Consider the following 24,266-nt stretch of genomic DNA (forward strand, 5'->3'; position numbering starts at 1 on the left):
GTTCTGATTAAGCCTGTTAAGCGAAGTCTCACTTTGAGTCGAGGGCTTTTTCTACCGCTGCTTTCGCGTGGATTTCAGTTGTGTCATAAAGCTTGACGTCAGTGTGCTGAGGTTCAACTAACATCGCGATTTCAGTACAACCCAGAATGACTGCTTCAGCCCCTTGTTCCACGAGTTTCTCAATAATCGTAAGGTAGTGTTGGCGCGAATCATCACGCACTTCGCCTTTACACAATTCGTTGTAGATAACGTCATGAACAATCGTCTGGTCATCTGAACTGGGTACGACGACATCAACACCAAATTTATCGATAAGTCGCTGCTTATAGAAGTCTTGTTCCATGGTAAAACGCGTGCCAAGTAAACCAACCTTCTTAATGCCATCCGCAACCAACTGCTCTGCGGTCGCATCGGCAATATGAACAAGCGGTACATTAACAGCCTGCTGAATTTGGTCTGCGACTTTGTGCATCGTGTTTGTACAAATCAAAATAAAATCTGCACCGCCCGCTTCCACTGATTTTGCTGCCTGCGCGAGAATGATTGCAGTATCATCCCAACGACCTTGGTGTTGCAGCGTTTCAATTTCGGCGAAATCGACGCTGTACAAGCAGACTTTACCTGAATGCAAACCACCTAAGCGCGCTTTCACTTCTCGGTTAATAATTTGGTAATAGTTTGCGGTAGACTCCCATGACATGCCACCAATCAGACCTATCGTTTTCATTTTCTTCCTTGTATATTTAGCTTTTGTTCAACTTTTACAGAAACTAGCATAACTTACTGAGAGAAAAGTTTATTTTTGATCAATGTTTTATACCCAAGTAACCTCGAGATGCTAGGTTCAGCGAGAATGACTTGGTTTGTAGACGCGGCGACGATTTAAAGATCTAGTCACTCTAAATCAAGAATCGGCAACAAAGTATACAAGCCAAGACAACTCGCCCTTCGGGAGCGTGTCATTGCCCCGCTTTTTTAATTAAACTAATGGCTGCGTCAAACAACTTGGAAAGAGCTGGCTATTACGCGGTGTTGTTTTCCTTGAACTCGAATCAATGACAACGCTCAGAATCCTGCATCTTGAAATCACTTGGGTATACAATTCATTTAAACTATTTATCAGAAAAACTTTATTTCAAATGTACTCGTCATTTAATCATTAATTAAAAATATTATGATTATCCACAAACATTATTTATTGAGAAGTCATCATTAAATACCGATTTTAATACATGCTTTAATCTTTGATATTCACTTAAAGCTATGCGGTCCACTTCTGTAGCAACAGGCGCATTTATTATTGGGTACCAATTGACAGATTCTGCTTCTAGGCTCTGAATATCTCCCACCCAATCAGTAACTACATAATAATGAAGCAATTGAAGTTCGGTGGTTGGGTGATATAAAGAACACAAATACCCGCACCTTTGCGGTCTGATGTTTAGCTCCTCGTCTAATTCTCTCAGCAATGTCATGGACTGACTTTCGCCTTGTTCCATGTGCCCACCGGGTATCGCGATCATACCTGGGTCAGAGTCCTTGTCCTTCGATCTTGTTTCTAATAACACTTCATCATCCTTAACTAGGATAAATGAGACACACTCATAAACTTCCATCTTCAATGCCTTCTGCTAACAGTTTTATAGCACGCTAACATAAAAAGTTTGGATGATGTGAACAGTGAACACGGATAAGTTGACGATATACAACAATCTAGCTGGCCGTTTGGTTGAATATGCTCCGCAACCCATAGTAGCTATCAATACATTCACCTTTATTCAGTCATGATTTGTTACGACTAGGATCACAGTCTAAAAACTTTTCGCCGAATGACCAGTTAGAAATAAGTTCATTGAATTCAAACAATATTTTTATTAAAAGTATAATTAAACGATGTTTTATTGAGTATCCATCTCAGTAAATATTGGTAAACACAGTTTTATTAATTAGCCAAATCGGCTAGTATTTGTTCTGAAGATTTTTAAAGTCATCAATTAACCTCTCAATATTGATTAAATTCAGTAAGTTAGTTGGATAGTCTTTACCAAATACTAAAAATATTTGAGTAATAGGTGTCACTAAGCATAATAAGCAACATTGGGAATAGAGTTAAATTGATGAACATGCTGTATTAACGACTGCACGAAGCAATCGCTAAATTTGTTGCACCAAGAGTTTTATTTAGTACAAATGAAAAAGCTATTTTTATTATTGATATGGACATCGCTGGCAGTTTCTCCTTTTGCCTTTGCTCATCATTCAGGCAAAGCGACAGAAACGAAAGCCACTAAACAACTTGTTGAAAAGACATATAAAGAAGCTAAGTTGGAAGGCGTCATTGACTTCAGTTTATTCAATGATGCGTTCTTAGCTTATAAGAAAACCTCAGACCGCAAAAAGCCACTTTTGACTATCATCGATTACAGTAAACCATCTACTGAAAAACGCTTTTATGTGGTCGATTTGGACAAGAAGAAGCTCATTTTTAATACTTATGTCTCTCACGGCGTAAACAGCGGCAAGAAGACCGCAACGAAGTTTTCTAATGTTGTGAACTCTCGTAAAACTTCTCTAGGAACATTCTTAACCGATACCACATACTATGGTTCTAACGGTTATTCACTTCGCTTGGATGGACTGACATCCGGCGTTAACGATAAAGCACGAGAGCGTTACATTGTGGTTCATGGTGCAGACTACGCAAATCCTTCTTTTATTAAGAAGAATGGTTATCTTGGTCGCAGTTGGGGTTGCCCCGCTCTGCCACAGAAGCTATCACGAGAAATCATCGACACCATTAAAGGTGGCAGTGTTATCTACGCTAGCGCTTAAGGTTTCTTGACCTAATGTTGAAAAGGGAGCTGATACGCTCCCTTTTTTAATGCGACAAAAAACTGTTCATCCTTTCAGCAAGTCGTTAGTATACGCAAGCGCCACCTTCAGGCAGCAAACGAATATCGATTCCATAGTGTTTTAGGGTTAGTTTTGGTTCACGTATTTCGCCTTTTGCTTTTGTTGTCACTCTCCCTGTTCTCAGGGCAAATGCTTGCAGCGCAAAATCAGCCATCCTCAGAATTCCAATACACGCATTCAGAAAAGCTTTATAAGCTCACTCAATACGATTATCACGCAATAAAAGCGCCTTATCGTGCATGGAATACTCGCGACTCTTGGAGTCCAGACGGTTACTTTCGTCACCTAAAACGTGATTTGCTTGGTTTACTCCCTTGTCGCCGTACATCCGGTAACGATGGTGATTTACCACTAAATATAACGCCCGACTATCACCTGTTAGTCGCGTTTTTGTCTCCATCACTGTTGGACATAGCGCTCAAAGCAACGCCATTACCCGATGCTGCCGATGTATTTGCATACCGTCGCTCGTATCATCTAGCTAGATGGAAGCAAGCCAATTTACTGTACGTGTTTGCACACAGTCGCGACGCTTAGCTCGCACATTGACTGTACTGACACAATATGGAAACCGTCAGTACCAGCCATGGATGATCTCATCTGAACACCGAATTAACTCGAGATCCTGATTATGAAAAAAATCGCGACTATTGCCACTTTGGCGCTTATTACTTTATTCACAACAACTACGCACGCAGCAAAACCAGAAGAAATGAGCAACAGCGCTCTGATGGAGTGTGCCAATGCTTCTAACGCCCGAACTGCGGTTCCTGAACACCGTGCAATGTTTCGTCATTACTTAATGGCAGAACGTGGGTACACATTCAGCCAGCTTTCTTCGGCAGAGACCGAATTCAAAGCAAAAGGCATGGATGAAACCAAGATGGAACAGCTCTACAAAACTGAGTGCAAAGAAGCAGGCGAATACCTTTATAACAATGGTTACTGATTCCAGCTCATTTCAATTTACGTAGAGAACCAAAAAGGCGCGGTCATCGCGCCTTTTTTGCTTTTCGAGCTTCAGGTTTATACGACTATGGCAATTGCGGCGTGGTTTTCGATTTACTCCAAGCCTTACGCACCTTCACCAATACAAAGCTCATAATGGCAATGGTCAGAGTAATCACCGGTGCAGCCATCAATCCCATGGTCACAATCTTGTTAAGCTTCTCTGGCAGTAGAGGCAATAATAAGCCTAAACCACACAGCAGCAGCGTCCATAGAATCGCACTCAACCATGCGAAGTAATGGAACTTACTCACGCGATTAACGCGCAAACCCATCATTAAAGGCAGCAAAGAACGCACAACCGGAATAAAGCGCGCACAAAACAATGCAATCAAGCCATGCTTACCAAGTAACATGTCAACTTGCTCCAAGCGTTTTGCAGGAACTGCATTTACCCAACCCTGCACCTTTGGTAAACGGTTTAACCATTTGCCTTGTAGGTAAGCAGCCCAGCTTCCCATTGCCGCACTCACCACGATCACTAACATGATCATCACTGGGTCCAATACACCCACCGCCGCTAAAGTGCCAGAAAGCACAACAACACTGTCACAAGGGAAAGGCGCCGCAGGAATAAAACCACTCTCAAGAAAAATAAGCGCACCCACAACAAAGTAGATAAGTCCTGCACTACCTGGTGCCATCAGTGCAGTAAAATCCTGGTGCCACAAAGCAAACAGCACCTGCGTAATTGAATCAAACATAACAAACTCCTAAACATCACAATCAAATTTCGAAAATTAATGAATAGGAATTACCGCGCATGAATAAAGCGATAGATCAGGTTGGACTCTTGCCCTGCTCCCAGCCGATATTTGGAGTGCGAATAAAAAATTTGAATGACAGGCAACGCTACGTCAGTAAACTCGCGTTTGTTGAAATCCTGCACGTCATTTAGCCAACGTGCAGGCAGCACATCGAAATCATCCGAATCTGGCGACGTATTGGAATGGTTTACGCGGAGTGCATTGCGGCTGAATAAACTCGCAGCGACTTTGCGTGAAGGAGAAAACGGTGCTTTCTCTAGATGCGCCTCACCATCGATCAATGAAGAGGTGTAACTGACGGCGTAGGAGATTTTTGGTGACGGTGAAGCCTGACTCAACCCAAAAGCCATCAGCGCAACAAAGAGTCCTAATACAGAGACTAAGTAAGCACGCACAGAATTCACCTAAACCACAACGATACGCTGTTGTAACTCCGTGCGTGCAAATTTGCAATTCAAATTCTTAATCGATAATAAAAAGAGCGTTTTGCAAATGATTGTTGGCGCGATTAGGCGGTGATTTAACCTTCAATTTACTCTTTACCATAAGGGTAGTTTTCAAACATTTTCGTGACTTCTTCCGAGATCAACTCTTCGCGCTTTTCAGTACTCATTGACTCGGTGAGCTTACGGCTAGAAACCCCCTTCCACACCACTTGATTGGCTTTAGTATCGACAAGCTCAACGACCAATTTGCCGTACTTCTTCTCCTTGTAACGCTCAGGACTGGACGTCACCACACCAAAACTGTTCCAACCGTAACCGACACTAAAACTTGAACCAGAAGATACGATCTCCGATTCTTTGATAATGTCGTGGTGCACATACAGATCACCGCCGCTTTTCACGCGCGACATTCCTTTTGATTCCAGTTGAGCTGCTAACCCTTGCTCAATGCGACGAGCATCCAAACTGGTTGGGGTATCTGATTGTTCACCAAAATCAAACGTCTTGTAGGATGAGAAATCCGCTTGCTTGTCAACATCAGTGGTTACCGTGGTACAAGCAACCACCGAGATAGCAAACAATGTTGCCAATAAACCTTTCCACATACTCTTTCTCCTCTCTCTATCGCGCCGGTCTCTCGGCAAGTTGTGGTATTCAATCTTACGAACCTGAGAAAATATTGAATCATTTCAACATTTAGTCTTGACCATGAATGCCAAGTGTTCAAATTCAAGACGTAATAGAGACTAAGAACAGAGTAAAACACTGGTTGAGAAAGAGAGTGAAATCGTATTCAGAGCGACATATTGCCAACAGTGCTGTGCGTTTTTTGAACGAATCGGTATTTATTTACTCACTAAGCAACTTATTGAGCAAAAAAGACTTTTCTTTTGCACTCAATCTGGCATATTGAATGAGTCCTATCGATGCGCGGGCATCGTATAATGGCTATTACCTCAGCCTTCCAAGCTGATGATGCGGGTTCGATTCCCGCTGCCCGCTCCAAGCTTTCCCTAAGCTAACTTTTTATCAGTTCCCTAAAATACCCTTTAAACTCGTACTTCATTGCTATCATGCTGTGGCTGTAATCGATCTCTGTATTTGCTACCTCTAACTGCAGGCATAAAAAAGCCCCTGCAGAGTGCAGGGGCGCGTCTTCGTTATTGTGTTCCCCATATCTTTGGGGTTAATCCAACTGAAGTGTCGTGAACGTGTCGTTTTTCAGCCCGCCACCAGCGCGTTTCTTCATGGTGACCTCAACCAATCGCTTCCCTTCATTGATGCGATAACGTATGGCTTGAGCGAGATATTTATCATTTCGCTTCAAGTCCCTAGCATCAATCTTTAACGTACGATTCTGACGATTCACCGTGCAGCGGTAATCCCAATCGTTTTTGCCATTTTTCAAAGCCAGCAAAATACGTTGACCCGATGTTCCCACTGATTTAATCCCGCGAGGCTGCTTATCAATAGCCAGTGCCAACCCTGCTTTACACAACTGATCTGCACTAAAAGCAGGTGCTGCGTATGCGTACCCAGAGCTGAGCATAGCGGCGGTCATCGTTACAATTGAGAAAACTCGATTAAATGTCATCGTCCGTTCCTTAAAGATTACGAAACACCGTACGCATTAAAACAACATCACCGAACACTGTCAAGCATTAATAGTATGGCGTTTAGTTAATCATTCAGAACAGTTACTCAATTGTATCGGACGGCGGAGCAAACAAGCACCGCCAGCGCTGACGCCAAGACAAATTAGGACGGGTCACCTCTTTGAACATGTCTTTCCATTCTGCAAACGTCACGGTAATAGGATTAAAGCTGTTAACGGGCTTTGAGATGCCATAACGGACGGTTTCTACTTCAGGCTCGAACGTCCCGAACATGCGATCCCAGATAATCAATACACCAGCGTAATTTTTATCAATGTATTGACGATTCACACCATGATGAACTCGGTGATGGGATGGTGTATTGAAGACCCACTCCAAAGGGCCAAGGGACCGAATCGACTGAGTATGAACAAAGAATTGCAGACCAAGATTGAGCAGTACAACAAACACCACCCATTTAGGATCAAATCCAATAATGACCAGTGGCAACCAGAATAACCACATACCCGCTAGTGGGTACATCAGGCTTTGGCGAAATGCGGTACTGAAGTTCATACGCTCTGAACTGTGGTGCACCACGTGCGCTGCCCACATCCAACGGATACGATGGCTTGCTCGGTGGAACCAATAATAGAAGAAATCTTGCAAGACCATGAGTAACAGGAAGGTAGAAACCGTCATCTCGATATCAAACAAGCGCCAACCAAACCACCACAAATACAGTTTAGCGATCAGCAGTCCTGTTAAGATATCTGTCGCTTGATGAAGCCCAGCCAATACAAAGTTACACACGACTTCTGGCAAGTAATATCGCGCACTCTCAGGTAATCGACCACCACGTTGCCCAAACCAATATTCTGCCGCAATACAAAGAAAGAATATTGGTGCGAGCAACATCAACAATAAATCAGGATGCTCTGTAATCTGTGACCATTCCATAGTCCGTTCCTACCATTTCGCGTAATGATCTTCGGTGAGTCCCATCACCTCATCGAGTTCGTGTTTAATGCCATTGTCATCAATCAAATAACCAGAAAAGTAACCGACAAACTGACGAAAGTTACTCTTCAAAAACCAGAAGTTCTTTTTCTCTGATCGTTGATTTTTAGGCTTGAAGATCAAGTCGATGCGCTTGTCTTGTGAGGTAATTCGCCATGACGCTTCTTGATGCATGCGAGAAAACTCGAACTGTACAGGCGGCATCAAGTGGCGTTCGCCATCAATCCATATGACGTTTTCACAGTACCCAGTTTCATTCACACCAGCCGCAAGGTTCAGTCCTATCCGTTTGCCTTTCCTTTGGTGATTGATGCTCGCCCATCGCCAACTGGTCTCTCTGCGCATGTAACCAGCAGAGAAATCATACCCAGCGACTGCATTGGTGAGATCTTGTGGCTGCCCTTTCACGCTCATTTCACCTTGAACAGCGAGTGCGTTGTGTTTTTGAGTGTAAGTCCAGCCCGAATATGCTGTTGGCGTGCAGAGCATCAAAGGCAAACTTTCTGGCTCAGGCGTTAACCTTAAGTCAGCTTGAATAAGGTCTGTTGAAAGCTGTATATGCCAGAGTCCATTTTCAATGTTGAACTGGATGGTGTCACTAGCGAGATAGGCTTGGCTGTTCCAACTAGAAGGTTGTGTTTGATAGCCCATGTTGAGCGGCTTTAGCCACTGCTGCTCGACAAGTTCATGAGTTTCGATATCAAACACATAGCAAAAGCCAGACGCCAAATAACGAATATCAGCAATCGCGACACCAATGATGTATTTCTCTGTCACGATCGAGACGAACTGGAACTGCTTATAGTCGAATCGCTTACGCCAACTCGATGCAGGCTGGTCCATCTCATTAAGATACTGAAACGCATCCAACTGAAGCGATTCGGGAACCGATGCTAAATGACCAAATTGAGGTAATCCATTCGCTTGAATAAAGGGATTCAAAGGCGTTTGCACATCCATGCTCGCTATTAATCAATGACACACCATTCGATATTAACATTAATTTAACAACAAACAGTTTGCGCCACTGCACAACATTGATTCACATACCGACTTAAAATGAACCAAAATGTGAAACCAGTCACCCATATTCAAACTATTAAACGGTTAATTAGAGCTTTATACCCAAGTAACCTCGAGATGCTAGGTTCAGCGAGACTGACTTGGTTTGTAGACGCGGCGGCGATTTAAAGGTTTAGTGGGTCTAAATCAAGAATCGGCAACAAAGTATACAAGCCAAGGCAGCTCGCCCTTTGGGAGCGTGTCATTGACCCGATTGCTGCGTCAAACAACTTGGAAAGAGCTGGCTATTACACTGCGTTGTTTTCCTTGCTCTCGAATCAATGACAACACTCTGAATCCTGCATCTTGAAGTCACTTGGGTATAACTTAGGTTACACAACAAGCAAGATTATGAAAGCTTCACCTCACTAACGCTTTTAATGGCTCATTCTCCTAATCCAATAACTCTGTCACGACGTCGGTCTTTACAGAGTTAGCGATAAAGCAGTTTTCATGTGCCATATGATGCATTTTTTCTAACTGTTCACGTGTCGGCTGTTTGTCTCCTGAAAAGACAATGTTTGGTCTAAGTGTCACTTTTGAAACCCACTCTTTACCATTTTCTCCCGTTGTAAGTTCGCCCACCGCTTCATCTACGTAAGAGTCGATCACATAACGGCGTTTAGCAGCAATAGAGAGAAAGACCAGCATATGACAGCTTGAAAGTGCCGCAATAAACGCTTCTTCTGGGTCCACATTCTCAGCTACAGATAAAGGCAATGGAACAACATGAGGAGATGGCGAAGCAGGAACACAAAGCCCACCATCAAACTGCCAAACGTGCGCTCGGCTGTATTGATTATCACTGAAAATTTCGTCGGTTTGACGTTGCCATTTAATCACTGCGGTATGTTGACTCATTGCAATTCCCTGCCCTGTCGTTGCGCACTCCAAAAGGAGATGATTTCAAAAGAGAGCTAAGTAGACCACAACCTAGGGCTTACTCCCACTCACAAGGCAGAAAATGCGGGTATAGAGCGATCAAATCACTTGGTTTGAATCTGTTTGTTGCTTTCGGCAACGATCAATCAAGCGCTGCCCTTGATGAATATTAACTTGCAGTCGGTTGATCAACTTTTGCAGTTGTTCAATATCAGGAATCTGCTTGTTCTTAACTTGAGTTTCGATTTCTAGCGCCTGATTCGCCAGTGTGTCTAACCCAAGATTCAACGCCATCCCTTTAGCGGTGTGCAAGGTGCTGTAAAGTGACGATAAGTCTTCTGCCATGAAATACTCAATCAACTCATCAACCGATTTTTCGAAATCATTCACTATGCTTTCAAGCAGATCTAACAGTGCATCAGGCTCCTCTTTGAGCATTTCTACCGTCTCAGAATGAGTCAGCTCTTCTTCTGTCAGTCTCAGCCTCTCAATTGGTTCACGATGTAACTCAACCACGTTTTCAGCTTGATCCGATACGTCATTTTGCACAGGTAAACGAGAGGCAAACTGCTTGAGCGCATCAGCAAAGCTCTCTCGCTGCAATGGTTTGGTCAGTACATGGTCAGCACCCGCGTCGATAAAGTTGTCGTGCGCTTCTCTAAACACATCGGCGGTGTAAGCAAACAATAAGGTCTTCACACCAAGCTTCTCTCGGATAAATCGCGTCGCCTCAACCCCATTCATCTCCGGCATGTGATTGTCCATCAGTATCAAGTCATATTGGTTCTCTTGTGCTTTCTTAGTCGCAATCAAACCATTCTCAGCAATCTCGACCGTATGCCCTAACTTTTCACAGAAACCTTTCGCTACAATCGCATTCACACGGTTGTCTTCGGCAAGGAGAATGTGCAGATTGCGTTTATTCTCCTGCTGTTGCTCAGCTTTGGTGTTTGGCATTGCCGGCTGTTCTTTCTCTACCCAAGGGATAGGGAGATCCACTAAGAACTGAGTCCCAATGCTCTCAACACTCTTGAGCTTAATCTCTCCACTCATCAATTCAGTGAGCTTTTTGACAATCGCGAGACCAAGCCCTGTACCTCCAAACTTACGCGTGGTAGAGGTATCAGCCTGTTCGAACGAGTTAAAAATGCGACCTTGTTTATCTTCCGGAATACCAATACCAGTGTCGTTCACCGAGAGGAGAAGACGTTTTCTTTGTTCATCAAGCTCAGCGCGGATCAATACATGCCCATCACCCGTAAACTTCACGGCATTGCCTGCGAGATTGAACAAGATCTGTCGAATACGCGCGCAGTCACCGTTAAACTCGATGTTTTCTGGCACTTCGTTCTCGACGTAAAGCTGAATGTTTTTCTCTTCGATTAAAGGCTGAATCGCACTACAAACTGGGGTTAGCACTTGAGGTAAATTGAATGGTGCGGCTTCTAGTTCCAACTTGTTCTCTTCAACTTTAGAAAAGTCCAAAATGTCATTGAGAATCGTCATGAGGTGCTGACCAGAGTCCAAGATCACTTTTACATGCTCTTTGGTTGTCTTTTCTTGAGTTTCGCTGGCGATGATTTGCGAAATGCCCAATACACCATTCATTGGCGTTCTTAACTCATGGCTCATGGTTGCTAAGAATTGTGACTTGGCTTTTGCCGCACGTTCCGCCTTTTCTGTCGCTTCAGTTAATTCGTCATTGAGATGTTTGAGCTTATTCACACGATGTTGAGTTTGCAGCACAAATACGGTTACCAATAAGATGATGGACAAAAGAACAAACACCCATGTGAGTCGAGCTTCACGCTGTGCGATCTCAAGTAGCTGATGTTCAGAATACTCAACAAACTCAAAATAATGGCTTTCTAAAATCTTGTTAGTAAGCAACTCTATCTTTCGCTCACTTTGGCGCAGTCGATTCAAGAACAATGAGATGTTTTGACTTTGAGGATTATCGCCTTGTAATGCGGCATTGGTTAGAAAGTTAAAATAGTGCTTCTCTAACCAAGAGTCATCATTTTGCGCCGCAAACTGACGTTGATAAATATTGTGTAGAGTGAGTGACTCATACTGGTTTGCAACTTGAACACCAATTAACATGTCCAGGGTTTGCGTCGCATCGCGAACCTTACCATCAAATTGAGCTACGATATTTTTTACACGATTTTTCGTAGGCGTAAATTCAAACCAAATTGACTGTTTGAAAACCGTACATAGATTCTCGGCGGCAAGTTCAAGCTCAACCAAACTTTCGGTAATTTCGTACGTTTTTCTCTCTTCCATTGAATAGCGATTGACGACTCTGTCTCGGGCTTCTATCAAATGGTGACCAATTTCAGAAAGCGATGCGTGCAACCCTTGAGTATTTTTTGAATTCACATGGCTCATGCACGCTAACACCGCCATTACGGCAATAACGACGAATAAGGCGGCGTTCACTAAACGGAATTTATTCATTTTCAAACACCTCCAAAATTGCAGGTCGTGGGGCGCTCAAGGTCTTAAGGAAGGCTTCGATATCTGCCACGTGATCGTCGCTCATCGTTACACCCAATTGAGTCTGCGACATGATTTGTATGGCATCCGATAACTTATCAATTTGCCCATTGTGAAAGTAAGGGCTGGTTTGTCCTACATTCCGTAAGCTTGCCACTCGAAAGTAGAACTTGTCTTCTCCATCAGAGGTTCTTAAATGCCGTCCTGTGTCGAGGTTGTCATCAGGTACTTGAAAATAGCCAAACCGTTGAATCATCGCCCCGCCAATATTTCGTCCTTGATGACATTGAACACAACCCACTTGCTGAAAAGTCTCCCAGCCTCGTATTGCCTGTTCATTCATAGCATCTGTCTCACCAAGCAAATAAGCATCAAATGGGGAACTTGGTGTCTGGAGCCCTTTAACAAACTCCACAATTGCACGCTTAATGTTGTTCACATCAATACTTCGGTTATCCGCTTGCTTAAAAAGCGCCTGATATGACGGGTTGGTCTGAACATATTTTTCTATCTCTTCCCAATTAGAATCCATCTCTAACGGGTTTTGCACCGGACCATCGATTTGAGCCATCAAAGAGTTCGCCGTGCCATCCCAAAGAAAACGATAATTTAAAGCCGCATTAAAAACAGTAATCGAGTTACGGTTGCCGACACCATTCACGCCAGTAGAAACCGCGGTTGGTTCTGCACCGTTAGTTGAAAGATCATGGCAAGTTTCACAACTGATTGTCCCGTTGGAAGATAAGTTTGGGTCTCGGAACAAGTGCCAACCGACTCGAGCTAGATCCATGTCGATCTTAGGTTCGCCATCAATTGGTTGCACCAACTGAAAATTCACCTCGTCATAATGCGTTGCACCAGCAATAACCGAAGCGCTAAAACCTATCATCAAACAGCCATATAACCCTTTTGTGGTAAGCCTTTTGTTCATAGTTCTGGGTATCCCTACCTAACCTCTTAATATGAACTTAGTTGCTTTTGACTTTTTTTCCATTACTGCCCGTATGGATATTGAGCACCCTCCCATAACTTATTGATTAATCGTGCGCAAGTTTGCACAAATCCCCCTCTTTAATATCAAGCGGAACTTGTCGACAGGACAAACATCCTTGATTGGCGGAAAGTGGCGAAAAGCTATACGATTCCGCCCCCTTTTTTGGATTCCGTCCTTGGCTGGAAATTTGAACCTAGTGAAACTTTTCGCTTTCATCACCGCATTACTGACTACTCTTTCATTCAACGCCTTTGCTCAAGACTTTCTGAGCTTTGAAGAGAGAGAGTTTCTAAACAACAAAGAATCACTAAAAGTCGGTGTTCTCGAAGGTGACTGGCTACCCTATTGGGGAGACCTAGCATCAAAAGAAGGCATCAACATCGAATACGCGGAATCCATGCTGCACGACTTGCATGTTGGTGCTGAGTACGTGCCATATAAAAGCCTCAACACTTTATTTGATGGCTTGGAAAACGGCGAAATCGACTTAACCGTCGGCTTTGTTGCAACTCAAAAACGTGCGCAACGCTTTCTGTATTCTCAACCTATTTTCAATACGCTAAGACTGATATGGCTTCGAGATGACAGCCTCGCAGACAAACCTCTTGATGAGCTGAAATGGGTTTGTGTTAAAGATTCCAGCGCGTGCGACCAAGTTCACGCTCTGGGGTTCAAACACGTTCATGCTGTTAAGAACAACTTAATGATGACAGCATCACTCAACAGTGGCGCTGCTGATGCTGCTGTCGTGGGTCTCTCTACACTGAGTTCTTACGGCTTTAAAAATCCGAATGGTGAACTTGTTGGTAAGGTGGTTTACAACCGATCTCTTAAACCGGGAGAGGTCACGGTGTTTACTGGCAAGAACTCACCAAAGCTAATGAGCATCATCGACAAGTACATTAAGCACTCGAAAGAGTCTAAACATAGTCGTTTACACATTGAAGCCAACATCAACATTCTTCACAACGAGTTGATGTTGGATATTTTGAAGCAGCAACAAGGGCACAAAACAGTTCGTTATACGATTCAAGATAACGTATACCCATTGTCTTACCTCGACCGAGAAACAGGTGAGCTAAAAGGCTATGTCCATGACTTATTAAAGCTTATGGAACAAAAGAGCATGATCAAATTCGAATACGTGCCAACGAATGGACGTGATGTGGATTTGATGCTTCAAGAAAAGATGGTCGATTTGCTGCCTGCAAGAAACATCAACCTAACAGATAAAAAGCGCTTTATTACCACTCGCACACTTGGGTTCCTTCAATATGGTTTTATTGAGTCACTCAACGAACGAGCGAAGAAATCCGTCGCGATTCTGGATCGTTCAGGGAACTTCTACCCTCATTTTCTCGAGCATCCAGAATATGAGTTTGCTGCGGTCTATAGAGAATTTGACTGTTTGATGAAAGCGTTTGAAGACGGCGACATTTCTCACGCATTCGTCAACCAAAGCCTGATTGACAATCATTACTACGGTGGTCAAGGGGTGAAGTTTAAGCCAGCGACACCACCCAACGATATGCCGTTGAAAATCAAATTGGGTATGGAGTTAAGAAAAGACTCGGAGTTTCTGCGCAGAGTACTAAACACGGTACTTAAGATCACGACCGACGCTGAACTAAAACAGTTAATGGATCGCCACAATAAAGTAACGGTTCAATACGGTGTCGACAAAGAAACCGTCGTCATTTGGGCGTTGGGCGGCGTCTGCCTTTTGTTGGTTGCAGTACTGATTTACATCGTTAGAACCGGACATCTGACTCGAACCATCAAACGCAAAGAATACGAAACTCAGATTCGCCAAAAACAAAACAAGTGGTTGTCGTCCGTACTGGATCAACTGCCCAATAAAATTCTGATATCGGATGACAATAACAAGCAGATTCTGGCAAACAAGCCGTTTATTAACATGCTTTCGCGCTGCAATGTCGATAAGAGCATTCCAGATGATGAACGAGAGCAAGTGCTCAAGTTGACCCGAGAGTGCGTAAACACAGATTCAGAAAGCTCAGAAACGTCTTTATGCTCTTTGGGAGACAAACACTACCGCGTTCGTAAGCAGACCCTACTCCACCCGGAAGAAGGGGCTCAATATTGTATGACGGTGTTTGATGACATCAGTGAACTTAAACAGAAAGAAACCGCACTGAAAGCATCCAACTTAAAGGCAATGCAAGCGATCGAGGCTCGCGAGCATTTTCTAGCCGTGGTTAGTCACGAACTCCGCACTCCAATCGCTGCAATGTTGGGCTTAATGGAGTTGTTAGAACAAGATTTAGAACGTTCAGAAAGCAAAGAGCTGCTGAAAAGCGCAATGCAATCTGCAGAGCGATTACAGCTGCACGTCAACGACATTCTAGATTTTTCGAAGATTGATGCGAACCAGCTTCAGTTGGATGTTCATGCAGGCAATGTTTATCAAGAGCTTGGTTCAACACTAAGAAGCTTTGAGAAAGCCATAGAGCAAAAATCGTTAGCGTTTGAGTTGAACTGGACTCCGACGCCGCATGCGTTGGTGGTTCTTGATTGGTTGCGAGTCAACCAGATCATCAATAACTTATTGAGCAATGCCGTTAAGTTCACCGAACACGGTAAAGTCATTGTGAGCGTCCATGTCAGCAAAAATCAGCTTGAATTTAGTGTACAAGACACCGGGTGCGGCATGAGCACGGCGCAATTGGCTGCTCTTTTCCAACCTTTTGTCCAAGGGGATAAAAGTATCAGTCGCCGCTTTGGGGGAACTGGGCTTGGTATGTCTATCGTCAAAAGCTTGGTCGACATCATGGAGGGCAGCATTAAGGTTGAAAGCCAAAAAGAGCAAGGCACAACCATCAAGGTGCAACTTCCGATGACCAGTCAACCGCTTGATTTGACTGCTTTGGTTCCGGTTTATACAGAAAGCAACCAAGTCCAGCGTTGGCTGAATACATGGCAAGTCACGCTAGATGAATTTGGGAGCAAGCATCATGTTGTCGAGGTAGATCCGCATTACTCTAATGTGTATCCCGATTTGATTTTGCAGAAATTGAACCGTAATACGACCACGCAAAGCCCTTTGGAACTAACAGAAGCGTATCATTGGGATGGTCGTGTGTTAGTCGTCGATGATGATGCTATCAATCGACTGCTATTTAAGCGTCAGTTTGAAAAGCTGGGGGTTAATTGCCAGCTTGCAGCCAGTGGCATCGAAGCCATTGAGGTGTTAGAACAAGCGCAAAGCGACAATACGATCACCTCTTTTAGTTTGGTGATTACTGACTGCCACATGCCTGATATGGACGGCTACCAACTGACTAAGGCACTCAAAGCAGATAGTAAGTTTGCCTCTATTCCCGTTGTAGCGTGTACCGCAGAAAACTCACGTAATGTGATTGAAAAAGCGGAACACAATGGCATGGAAACAGTACTGTTTAAGCCATATAACTTGGGCGATCTACAAGCCTTATGCGAGCAATACTTATCGAGAGCGTTTAACAGTGAACGCCAAGAAGACTGGCTTGAAGACTACAGCTACGAAGAAAAGCTCGAAATGGCACAGGTGATTTGTGAGGCTTTGAGCAACGATATTGCGTTGATTCAGTCTGGAGAAGAAAGCCTCAAGTCCATCGCGCACCGCATCAAAGGATCAGCCGCCGCCCTCAACTTAGTCCAGCTTGGATATGTGGCAATGCAATGTGAGTCTTCAGTAGGCAGTGAGCAAGAAACTCAGGCTCGCACCGCGCTTATTAACGAATTAGAAACCATAGTCAGTACCACACAACAGTGGCTGAAAATGAGTGAGAGCAATTAATTGAATATTTTGATTGTTGAAGACGATCGATTACAAGCAACTAATCTTAAGATTTTGCTCAATCGTCTGTTTGAGGGCACGATTACTATCGTCCATCGAGGTGCTGAAGTCACGACCATTTGCGAGACTCACCCTGTCGATCTGATGTTCTGCGATATTGATTTGCCAGACATTAACGGGGTGAACCTGTTGTCCAACCTAGCAGAAAGCGCTCGCCCTAAAGGTGTCGTGATTTTAAGTGCAATGAGCCAAGATGTGGTCGAAATCACTTACAACATGTGTTTGTCTGCGGGTTATGGCTTTGTTCGAGCGTTAACTAAGCCGATCTCTCATCAGCAGTTGAATCAGATCTTTAATGAGTTCAAACAATACACATTGGAAGAACAAGTGGTGTCCTTGCCCATTTTGATGGGTAGGGATGAAATTAGCACTGCTTTTGAGCAAGGTTGGTTTCTCAACTATTACCAACCTCAATACTCCGCGAAAGATAACCGCCTGATCGGCGTCGAAGCATTGGTGCGTTGTCGACATCCACAACACGGCATTATTGCACCCGCACAGTTTATTACTGAGATTCAGGCTCGTAACGAGTTAGATAAGCTGTTCTGGATTGTATTAGAGAACGCGCTGCAAGACATGTCTCAACTGAAGGTAAATATCAATTTATCGGTAAACATGAATCAAAAAACACTCAAGCAACCTATGAGTGCTCGCTTGTTTGCGTTGTGCGATCAATACCAAATCGCACCTGAACGCATCACGCTTGAACTCACCGAGGACGAAGTATACGACTGCAGCGTCACGTCCTTGGCGAATCTCGCTAACTTACGTTTAACAGGCGTTGGCTTAGCGATTGACGATTTTGGTACGGGTTACTCATCACTCAGTCAACTGGCGACACTGCCATACACCGAGTTGAAAATTGACCGCCAGTTCATCAAAGATGCGTTGACGAACTTCAAAAGCCAGCAGATCACCATATCGAGCCTACATCTAGCTAAGTCTTTGGGGCTTAAGTCAGTGGCAGAGGGTGTGGAAGACACTGAAACGTTAAGTTATTTGCGCGAACTTGGTGTGGAACTGTACCAAGGATTTGTTCGCTGTCGCCCTATTCCCTTTGAGCAGTTGGAAGCTTTGATCTAATTCTAGCCAGTGGCTGTTCATTCGCGGTCACATGGTTCATATGATGAGTCTCTTTGAAATGAATACCAAATCTTTCTCACAGTACAATGTGTTAATCGTCGACGATGCACCTATCGTGGTACTGACATTACGTAACATGCTGACCAAGCTTGGCTTTTCTGACAAACGCATCTTCACCGCTCGCTTAGCCAAGGGGGCGGTTTCCATTGCTCACCAAGAGCGTATCGATCTAATCATTTGTGACTATAACTTCGGTCGAGGTATGAATGGCAAGCAGCTGTTTGAAGAACTAAAACATCTCAAATTACTCAACCATGACACGGTGTTTATTCTAGTGACCGGTGAAAGCTCTGCGACCATCGTACGCGCTATTATCGAGCTAAAACCAGACGAGTACCTACTCAAGCCTTTTAATTCCATTACGTTGCGAGAACGCATCTCAGCAGCGGTGAAACGCAAGAACGTGTTGCAGGCTATCTATCAAGCAGAACTCAACAACGACTCTCACGCCGGTTTAGAAGCATGTGAAGAGCTGATGCCTTTTCATCCCGAGTATTTTTTCATCATTGAGAAGTTCCGCGCTGATTTCTTAACGCGCCTAAAGTTGCATCACGAAGCCAAAATCGTCTACGAACAAGTTATCGAGCGCAAAGGCGTTAACTGGGCAAAAATCGGCTTGGCGAACACATTGGTTTCTCTGGGGGAAAACGACGAAGCACAACGCCTAGTGCGTACTCTGCTAGAAGAGTCTCCGAACAACGTAGAAGTACGTGAATGTGCCGCGAACTTCAATATGCTGAACCGCGAAGTGCCGCTAGCTATCAAACACTTGGAGCTAGCAAACAGCTTGGTTGAAGGAAATTCAGAACGTGAACTGGTGATTGTAAACTTGTGCCTTGCAGAGCACGATTACCACTCAGCATTGCAGCACTATCACGCTTACATGGAGATCAACAAAGATACCTATCGCAACAACACCTTCTCTAAGCTAAATTTGATCCGCAATTTGCTTTACTGCGTGCGAAAATTAGAAGGTCGCGAGGATTTGCTAGCTCAGGCAAAAAACCTGTTTAAATCCATCACCAATGGACCAGAAAACAAGGCAATAAAAGATGAACTCGATTTGATTGCCGCGCATATCGCCATTGAAGAAAATCAGTACGTTGCCGCATTTAAAGTACTCAGCGATTTGTATCGCCGTAAACCTTTCGCTCACTTTTATGCACAATTTCACCTCGCTTGGTTATTGCATGAGATGAACTTCGAATCTGAGTTTTCTCAAGCCATCACTTGGTGTTTTGAAAACCTACAAACCGACTCAAGCGATACCATTCTATCGAGTAAAATTGCCCTCGGTCGCTCTTTAGAAACCGACAACGCGGAGCGCCAAGCTTAGATGCAAGAACAGTACAAGAAGATTCGTGCAGCTGAGCAAGATTACCAAGCTTTGATCGATGCCTTAATTGAGCTTCAAGCACGTTGCCCGTTGCTGAGAACGGTGTGTATTAACATCATCAAAGTGCTAACGCGTGCTTTCCCGAGCAACAAGTCGTCATTGGAAGTCGAACTGCTAATTAAGCGCTGCGATAACATTGTGAAGCAATTGGTTTCTAGTGAAGAGCTTGAGAAAAGCGGCTACGACAAGTTTCTTTTTCTGGCTCAAGATCGATGTCAACAGATGTCTGTGGTGAACACCCCACCTACGCAACCAGAACTGGCAAACTAGACAGTAAAAAGGGGCACGATGCCCCTTTCATTTCAGATTACAGATTGAAGAAACGATTAATCCAAGTCACCTCACCGAACGCAATCAAATCGTAGATAGTGAAGAACACTGCACAGATAACGGCAAGCTTCACCAATCGAATCGCAATTAACATCATAACTTCCCACTTACCTTCTTGTCTGAGTGTCGTTGATTCCTCGCAGTTTACTGGTTTTCTTACGATCCACAACGCATGAAAACCCAGATTACGTGAGAAAGTGTGTATCACAGCCTAAGCACCTCCCCCTTGTACATTTGCTTATACATATGGAGGCGACGGATAAATCCATTCTCCCGCCTACTCGTATCTATACCCAAGTAACCTCGAGATGCTAGGTTCAGCGAGACTGACTTGGTTTGTAGACGCGGCGGCGATTTAAAGGTTTAGTGGGTCTAAATCAAGAATCGACAACAAAGTATACAAGCCAAGGCCCTTACTATTTGCAAAGAGTGCCCTTTGGGAGCGTGTCATTGACCCGATTGCTGCGTCAAACAACTTGGAAAGAGCTAGCTATTACACCGCGTTGTTTTCCTTGCTCTCGAATCAATGACAACGCTCTGAATCCTGCATCTTGAAGTCACTTGGGTATATACTTTAAATAGCGTTTTCAATAAGTCCCAGTGGTAACACAAGGAGGGCTGTATGAAACAGATACGATTGTGGCTTCTTCCCCTACTCTTGTTTGCCAGCCAAGCGCTAGCGAGCACCGTTTGGGTATTGCCAGTCAAAGGCGCAATTGGTCCTGCTCTGAGCGATTATCTGTCGCGAGAGATTGAAGAGGCTCAGCAAAACGGCGTCGACCTCGTCATACTAAAAATGGATACCCCCGGCGGACTTGATAGCTCAATGAGGGACATCATTCACGCCATCACAACCTCTTCCGTACCCATTGCAACTTGGGTTGGTCCGTCAGGCTCTCGGGCAGCCAGCGCTGGCACCTACATTCTGCTGGCTAGTCATGTTGCCGCGATGGCAGAAGCCACTAATTTAGGCTCAGCTACGCCCGTTTCTCTAGGGGGTGCACCGCAACAGCCTTCTAGTGCCGACGACAAAGACAATGACGAATCGAATGATGAATCATCAGGCAAAAACTCCGACGAAGTACCTGCCAAAACCGCAATGGAAAAGAAAGTTATCAACGACGCCAGAGCATATATCAAAGGTTTGGCTCGCTTGCATGGCAGAAACGCAGACTGGGCAGAGAAAGCCGTCAGCGAAGCTGCAAACATAGACGCTTCAGAAGCGCTAGAGTTAAACGTTATTGATTACATTGCTAACTCGCCCGAAGACTTGGTCGCTGCCATCAATGGCACAGAGGTCAAAGTGAACGGCAAGCCGTATCAGCTGACGTTAGATAACCCAACGTGGGTGGAACGCGTCCCCGACTGGCGTGCAGAAATGTTGGCGGTGATCACCAATCCCAACGTGGCTTATATCCTGATGCTGATTGGTATTTACGGTCTGTTATTAGAGTTCTACAACCCTGGCATCGGCTTACCAGGTGTGCTCGGTGGGATATGCTTGTTACTCGCCATGTATGCCCTACAAATGATGCCAGTGAATTACGTTGGTTTAGGGTTACTGCTGCTCGGTATTGCTCTGATGATTGCTGAAGCCTTTAACCCGAGCTTTGGCATACTCGGCTTAGGTGGTGTCGTTGCGTTTGTTCTCGGCTCGATCTTCCTAATGGACAGCGACATCCCCGGCTTCCAAATCGCTCTGCCATTGATCATTGGTATCGCTATTTTCTCCGTTGGGTTAATCGTGATTACCGTTGGCTTGCTGCTTAAAATTCGCAGCAAAAAAGCCACTACTGGACTAGAAACCTACCCGGGCAAGCTCGCAGTTGTGAGCGATGATTTTGTTGATGGAACGGGGCTTGTCCAGCTGGATGGTGCTTTATGGCAAGCCAAGGCTGACGCCCAGCTCAAACAAGGAGACCACGTCACCGTGGTAACAATTAAAGGGTTGACCTTAACCGTGAAACCCAGTGACCGCCCTAAGGAATAGGAGGCGCTTATGATGCTCTACACTGTTGCCGTTATCATTGTTTTATTGGTTGCACTGGCAACGCAAATGTTCAAGGTGCTGCGTGAGTACGAGCGCGGCGTGGTGTTCTTCCTCGGTCGCTTCCAAGAAGTAAAAGGACCGGGCTTGATCATCTTGATCCCTTTCATTCAACAAATGGTTCGCGTTGACTTACGTACCATTGTGCTAGATGTCCCAACCCAAGATCTAATCACCCGTGACAACGTATCGGTCCGAGTCAACGCCGTGGTTTACTTCCGAGTGGTCGACCCACAAATGGCGATCAATAACATCGAAAGCTACAGCGATGCCACCAGCCAGTTAGCACAGACAACATTACGTTCTGTACTTGGTCAACATGAACTGGATGAATTGCTTTCTGAACGTGAACGCCTCAATAAAGATCTGCAATCCATTCTCGACCAGCAAACTGACGATTGGGGTATCAAGATCGCAACGGTTGAAGTGAAACATGTCGATCTTAACGACAGCATGGTGCGCGCCCTCGCCCGCCAAGCCGAAGCAGAACGTAACCGCCGTGCGAAGATCATCCACGCAACCGGTGAATTAGAAGCTTCCAACAAGCTAAAAGAAGCGGCAGAAATGCTTAACGAAGCACCCAATGCGTTGCAACTTCGATACATGCAGACGCTCACTGAAATCACCACAGACAAGACATCGACCATCATCTTCCCGATGCCGATTAATCTCGTCGAAGCGGTCTCTGATATCGCCAAAGCAGTGAAAAAGAATCAGGGAGAGTAGGAAGAAGGGAAAGAGTAAGCCTAGTAGCCGCTATAGAGGCAAGTAGAAAAAGGAAAAAGGGAGTAGCGGTGTTCTACTCCCTTTACGAATTCACCATTGGTTGAACTCAAGCATCGGTGCACTCTTTCTTCATAATTGCCAATCCAGTTTCAAAGCAGTGACGCCACGCGTACTCGACCCTTTCATCAAAGTCAGGATCACATTGGGCGACGGTTTCTAACAGGCTTTCAAACCAGACATCGATATCTTCAGGGGCGACGCCAATATTGTTGTGTCCGTGCTTATTACCATATTTCCTCATCATGTCACGAGCATCTACAGAGGTATCCGCCATCATCACAAACACGATAGACCCTTTAAGCATCCGGATTTGCTTCTTCATATCTACGCCATCGAACTTCTGTCTGAAGTTTTCACCTTTCGACCAAAAGTTCTCATAGAACAAATCAAAGAAGTCCTCATGGGTAACACAGCGTTCATAGCTGTCGTTAAAAACTTCGATTACGTTCATCCCCTAGCCTCCAACCAACTTATCTATTTTCATTATGAATGTAATTTGATAATCCTACCAAGCTCGTTGGGGCGGTTTTGTGGTTTCTGAACGTCGGCATACGAAGAATGCCAACCTGCCCTTCAGCCGTTCAAATTCGATTTTCAATAAAAAATAGAAAGTGATTTAAACGAAACACGTATTATCAATTCGATAAAAGTCGATATTATGGACTCACTTTCGAGGTACGCATGGTTGTCGATGCTAAGCGCATCCTCATTTGTCTAATAATATTAAGAGGATATAAACGTGTCTCATCAAATCATTACAGACCTAAACAACCGTTACACAGCTAAAAAATACGACGAAGAGAAACGCATCTCTCAAGAAGATATGGCAATCATCAAAGAAGCAATCCGCCTATCTGCGTCTTCTATCAACTCTCAGCCTTGGAAATTCATCGTCATTGAGAGCGACGAAGCGAAACAGCGTTTCCACGACACGTTTGCTAACATGCACCAGTTCAACCAACCGCACGCTAAAGCAGCATCTCACACTATTCTGCTAGCGTACGATCCAAAATTCACTAAAGAGAAATTCGCGAAGCGTGTTGATGCTGAAGTAACTTCTGGTCACCTACCAGCAGACATGTACGACATGTTCATGGGTGCTTACGCATTTGCTGAAGCAAACACAGATGAGAACGGCTACAACGGCGGCTGGACTAAAGCGCAAGTTTACATCGCACTTGGTAACCTACTGCACACACTAGCGCGTCTAGGTATCGACTCTACTCCAATGGAAGGTGTTGACCCAACACTGATCGGCGAAGAGTTCAAAGCAGAACTAGACGGTCACGTATGTGAAGTTGCACTAGCAATCGGCTACCACAAAGACGGCGAAGACTACAACCACGGTCTACCAAAAGCACGTCTAAACATGGATGACGTAATTACTACTCTTTAATGAGTATCGTCTCCTAGCTCCTTGGTTCCTAGCCTAGAGCTTAGCTATCTAAATCATTGTTCAAATTGAAAGAGCCGTACTTCTTAGTTTCTAAGTCTAAGAGTACGGCTCTTTTTTTGTTTT

The 24,266-nt window shown here is 44.5% G+C and carries 21 protein-coding genes, 1 tRNA gene and 1 pseudogene; 10 read left to right on the forward strand and 13 right to left on the reverse strand.

Translation table 11 applies throughout. The features are described from left to right. Positions 1 to 28 precede the first annotated feature (28 nt). Complete coding sequence (locus tag NL647_RS05575) at positions 29 to 727, reverse strand: aspartate/glutamate racemase family protein (protein WP_253649796.1); 699 nt, start codon at positions 725 to 727, stop codon at positions 29 to 31. Between the two features lie 451 nt (positions 728 to 1,178). Next, positions 1,179 to 1,616 carry an NUDIX hydrolase gene (locus NL647_RS05580; protein ID WP_045490919.1) on the reverse strand — a complete coding sequence of 146 codons (438 nt, stop codon included), beginning with the start codon at positions 1,614 to 1,616 and terminating at the stop codon, positions 1,179 to 1,181. A 574-nt stretch (positions 1,617 to 2,190) separates the two neighbouring features. Between NL647_RS05580 and NL647_RS05585 the strand changes: the two genes are divergently transcribed. The 3 genes from NL647_RS05585 (at position 2,191) to NL647_RS05595 (ending at position 3,862) form a co-directional block, all read left to right on the forward strand. Continuing rightward, positions 2,191 to 2,832 (forward strand): murein L,D-transpeptidase catalytic domain family protein, encoded by a 642-nt coding sequence (locus NL647_RS05585; protein WP_005452264.1) that lies wholly within the window; start codon positions 2,191 to 2,193, stop codon positions 2,830 to 2,832. A 210-nt stretch (positions 2,833 to 3,042) separates the two neighbouring features. Further along, on the forward strand, positions 3,043 to 3,450 hold the full coding sequence (locus NL647_RS05590) for a hypothetical protein (RefSeq protein WP_050932161.1): 408 nt from the start codon (positions 3,043 to 3,045) through the stop codon (positions 3,448 to 3,450). A gap of 94 nt (positions 3,451 to 3,544) precedes the next feature. Further along, positions 3,545 to 3,862: a hypothetical protein gene (locus NL647_RS05595; protein WP_005452266.1), complete on the forward strand. Its 318-nt coding sequence runs from the start codon at positions 3,545 to 3,547 to the stop codon at positions 3,860 to 3,862. A gap of 85 nt (positions 3,863 to 3,947) precedes the next feature. Here the strand turns inward: NL647_RS05595 and NL647_RS05600 are convergent, their stop codons facing one another. The 3 genes from NL647_RS05600 to NL647_RS05610 form a co-directional block, all read right to left on the reverse strand. Continuing rightward, positions 3,948 to 4,625, reverse strand: a complete 678-nt coding sequence (locus NL647_RS05600) for a DedA family protein (protein WP_005435728.1) — start codon at positions 4,623 to 4,625, stop codon at positions 3,948 to 3,950. Positions 4,626 to 4,675: 50 nt separating this feature from the next. Next, entirely contained in the window at positions 4,676 to 5,083 is a 408-nt protein-coding gene (locus NL647_RS05605) for a hypothetical protein (protein WP_222324628.1), read from the reverse strand. Positions 5,084 to 5,220: 137 nt separating this feature from the next. Then, positions 5,221 to 5,739, reverse strand: a complete 519-nt coding sequence (locus NL647_RS05610; protein WP_005452270.1) for a DUF4136 domain-containing protein — start codon at positions 5,737 to 5,739, stop codon at positions 5,221 to 5,223. 325 nt (positions 5,740 to 6,064) lie between these two features. Here NL647_RS05610 and NL647_RS05615 point away from each other — a divergent pair. Continuing rightward, a tRNA-Gly gene (locus NL647_RS05615) sits at positions 6,065 to 6,139 on the forward strand. Positions 6,140 to 6,320: 181 nt separating this feature from the next. Here NL647_RS05615 and NL647_RS05620 read toward each other — a convergent pair. The 6 genes from NL647_RS05620 to NL647_RS05645 form a co-directional block, all read right to left on the reverse strand. Beyond that, positions 6,321 to 6,728 (reverse strand): hypothetical protein, encoded by a 408-nt coding sequence (locus tag NL647_RS05620; protein WP_253649797.1) that lies wholly within the window; start codon positions 6,726 to 6,728, stop codon positions 6,321 to 6,323. A 103-nt stretch (positions 6,729 to 6,831) separates the two neighbouring features. After that, positions 6,832 to 7,689: a sterol desaturase family protein gene (locus NL647_RS05625; protein WP_005452272.1), complete on the reverse strand. Its 858-nt coding sequence runs from the start codon at positions 7,687 to 7,689 to the stop codon at positions 6,832 to 6,834. A 9-nt stretch (positions 7,690 to 7,698) separates the two neighbouring features. Further along, positions 7,699 to 8,709, reverse strand: a complete 1,011-nt coding sequence (locus NL647_RS05630; protein WP_253649798.1) for a DUF2804 domain-containing protein — start codon at positions 8,707 to 8,709, stop codon at positions 7,699 to 7,701. Between the two features lie 495 nt (positions 8,710 to 9,204). Next, entirely contained in the window at positions 9,205 to 9,672 is a 468-nt protein-coding gene (locus NL647_RS05635) for an OsmC family protein (RefSeq protein WP_005452274.1), read from the reverse strand. A 120-nt stretch (positions 9,673 to 9,792) separates the two neighbouring features. Continuing rightward, positions 9,793 to 12,153: an ATP-binding protein gene (locus tag NL647_RS05640; RefSeq protein ID WP_017190713.1), complete on the reverse strand. Its 2,361-nt coding sequence runs from the start codon at positions 12,151 to 12,153 to the stop codon at positions 9,793 to 9,795. Next, positions 12,146 to 13,123, reverse strand: coding sequence for a cytochrome-c peroxidase (locus NL647_RS05645; protein ID WP_253649799.1), 978 nt, complete (start codon positions 13,121 to 13,123; stop codon positions 12,146 to 12,148). The genes NL647_RS05640 and NL647_RS05645 overlap by 8 nt, the downstream gene beginning before the upstream one ends. A gap of 259 nt (positions 13,124 to 13,382) precedes the next feature. Here NL647_RS05645 and NL647_RS05650 point away from each other — a divergent pair, with 259 nt between their 5' ends. The 3 genes and pseudogenes from NL647_RS05650 to NL647_RS05660 all read left to right on the forward strand — a co-directional run bounded on the left by NL647_RS05650 (position 13,383) and on the right by NL647_RS05660 (position 19,854). Continuing rightward, entirely contained in the window at positions 13,383 to 16,985 is a 3,603-nt protein-coding gene (locus NL647_RS05650; RefSeq protein WP_367618290.1) for a transporter substrate-binding domain-containing protein, read from the forward strand. Further along, positions 16,986 to 18,128 (forward strand): EAL domain-containing protein, encoded by a 1,143-nt coding sequence (locus NL647_RS05655; RefSeq protein WP_045408925.1) that lies wholly within the window; start codon positions 16,986 to 16,988, stop codon positions 18,126 to 18,128. A gap of 58 nt (positions 18,129 to 18,186) precedes the next feature. After that, positions 18,187 to 19,854, forward strand: a pseudogene (locus NL647_RS05660) (response regulator). Positions 19,855 to 19,891: 37 nt separating this feature from the next. On the opposite strand, the gene NL647_RS05665 reads toward NL647_RS05660, so the two are convergent. Further along, a complete protein-coding gene (locus tag NL647_RS05665) occupies positions 19,892 to 20,122 on the reverse strand; it encodes a hypothetical protein (RefSeq protein ID WP_081324121.1) in 231 nt (76 codons plus the stop codon). 414 nt (positions 20,123 to 20,536) lie between these two features. On the opposite strand from NL647_RS05665, the gene NL647_RS05670 reads away from it, so the two are divergent. Further along, a complete protein-coding gene (locus tag NL647_RS05670; RefSeq protein ID WP_253649801.1) occupies positions 20,537 to 21,904 on the forward strand; it encodes a nodulation protein NfeD in 1,368 nt (455 codons plus the stop codon). Between the two features lie 9 nt (positions 21,905 to 21,913). Continuing rightward, complete coding sequence (locus tag NL647_RS05675) at positions 21,914 to 22,687, forward strand: slipin family protein (protein ID WP_038899387.1); 774 nt, start codon at positions 21,914 to 21,916, stop codon at positions 22,685 to 22,687. 106 nt (positions 22,688 to 22,793) lie between these two features. On the opposite strand, the gene NL647_RS05680 is transcribed toward NL647_RS05675, so the two are convergent. Next, a complete protein-coding gene (locus tag NL647_RS05680) occupies positions 22,794 to 23,198 on the reverse strand; it encodes a hypothetical protein (RefSeq protein WP_017190719.1) in 405 nt (134 codons plus the stop codon). 288 nt (positions 23,199 to 23,486) lie between these two features. Here NL647_RS05680 and NL647_RS05685 point away from each other — a divergent pair, with 288 nt between their 5' ends. Next, positions 23,487 to 24,143, forward strand: a complete 657-nt coding sequence (locus tag NL647_RS05685) for an NAD(P)H-dependent oxidoreductase (RefSeq protein ID WP_005435698.1) — start codon at positions 23,487 to 23,489, stop codon at positions 24,141 to 24,143. Positions 24,144 to 24,266 lie beyond the last annotated feature (123 nt).

Source organism: Vibrio sp. Y29_XK_CS5 (genome assembly GCF_024181835.1).
Taxonomy (GTDB): domain Bacteria; phylum Pseudomonadota; class Gammaproteobacteria; order Enterobacterales; family Vibrionaceae; genus Vibrio; species Vibrio harveyi.

What these genes read in the sequence shown, in the direction of transcription:
- NL647_RS05575 (WP_253649796.1), bottom strand. Translation starts at nt 727, where the DNA reads ATGAAAACGATAGGTCTGATTGGTGGCATGTCATGGGAGTCTACCGCA.
- NL647_RS05580 (WP_045490919.1), bottom strand. Translation starts at nt 1,616, where the DNA reads ATGGAAGTTTATGAGTGTGTCTCATTTATCCTAGTTAAGGATGATGAA.
- NL647_RS05585 (WP_005452264.1), top strand. Translation starts at nt 2,191, where the DNA reads ATGAAAAAGCTATTTTTATTATTGATATGGACATCGCTGGCAGTTTCT.
- NL647_RS05590 (WP_050932161.1), top strand. Translation starts at nt 3,043, where the DNA reads ATGCTTGCAGCGCAAAATCAGCCATCCTCAGAATTCCAATACACGCAT.
- NL647_RS05595 (WP_005452266.1), top strand. Translation starts at nt 3,545, where the DNA reads ATGAAAAAAATCGCGACTATTGCCACTTTGGCGCTTATTACTTTATTC.
- NL647_RS05600 (WP_005435728.1), bottom strand. Translation starts at nt 4,625, where the DNA reads ATGTTTGATTCAATTACGCAGGTGCTGTTTGCTTTGTGGCACCAGGAT.
- NL647_RS05610 (WP_005452270.1), bottom strand. Translation starts at nt 5,739, where the DNA reads ATGTGGAAAGGTTTATTGGCAACATTGTTTGCTATCTCGGTGGTTGCT.
- NL647_RS05620 (WP_253649797.1), bottom strand. Translation starts at nt 6,728, where the DNA reads ATGACATTTAATCGAGTTTTCTCAATTGTAACGATGACCGCCGCTATG.
- NL647_RS05625 (WP_005452272.1), bottom strand. Translation starts at nt 7,689, where the DNA reads ATGGAATGGTCACAGATTACAGAGCATCCTGATTTATTGTTGATGTTG.
- NL647_RS05630 (WP_253649798.1), bottom strand. Translation starts at nt 8,709, where the DNA reads ATGGATGTGCAAACGCCTTTGAATCCCTTTATTCAAGCGAATGGATTA.
- NL647_RS05635 (WP_005452274.1), bottom strand. Translation starts at nt 9,672, where the DNA reads ATGAGTCAACATACCGCAGTGATTAAATGGCAACGTCAAACCGACGAA.
- NL647_RS05640 (WP_017190713.1), bottom strand. Translation starts at nt 12,153, where the DNA reads ATGAATAAATTCCGTTTAGTGAACGCCGCCTTATTCGTCGTTATTGCC.
- NL647_RS05645 (WP_253649799.1), bottom strand. Translation starts at nt 13,123, where the DNA reads ATGAACAAAAGGCTTACCACAAAAGGGTTATATGGCTGTTTGATGATA.
- NL647_RS05670 (WP_253649801.1), top strand. Translation starts at nt 20,537, where the DNA reads ATGAAACAGATACGATTGTGGCTTCTTCCCCTACTCTTGTTTGCCAGC.
- NL647_RS05675 (WP_038899387.1), top strand. Translation starts at nt 21,914, where the DNA reads ATGATGCTCTACACTGTTGCCGTTATCATTGTTTTATTGGTTGCACTG.
- NL647_RS05680 (WP_017190719.1), bottom strand. Translation starts at nt 23,198, where the DNA reads ATGAACGTAATCGAAGTTTTTAACGACAGCTATGAACGCTGTGTTACC.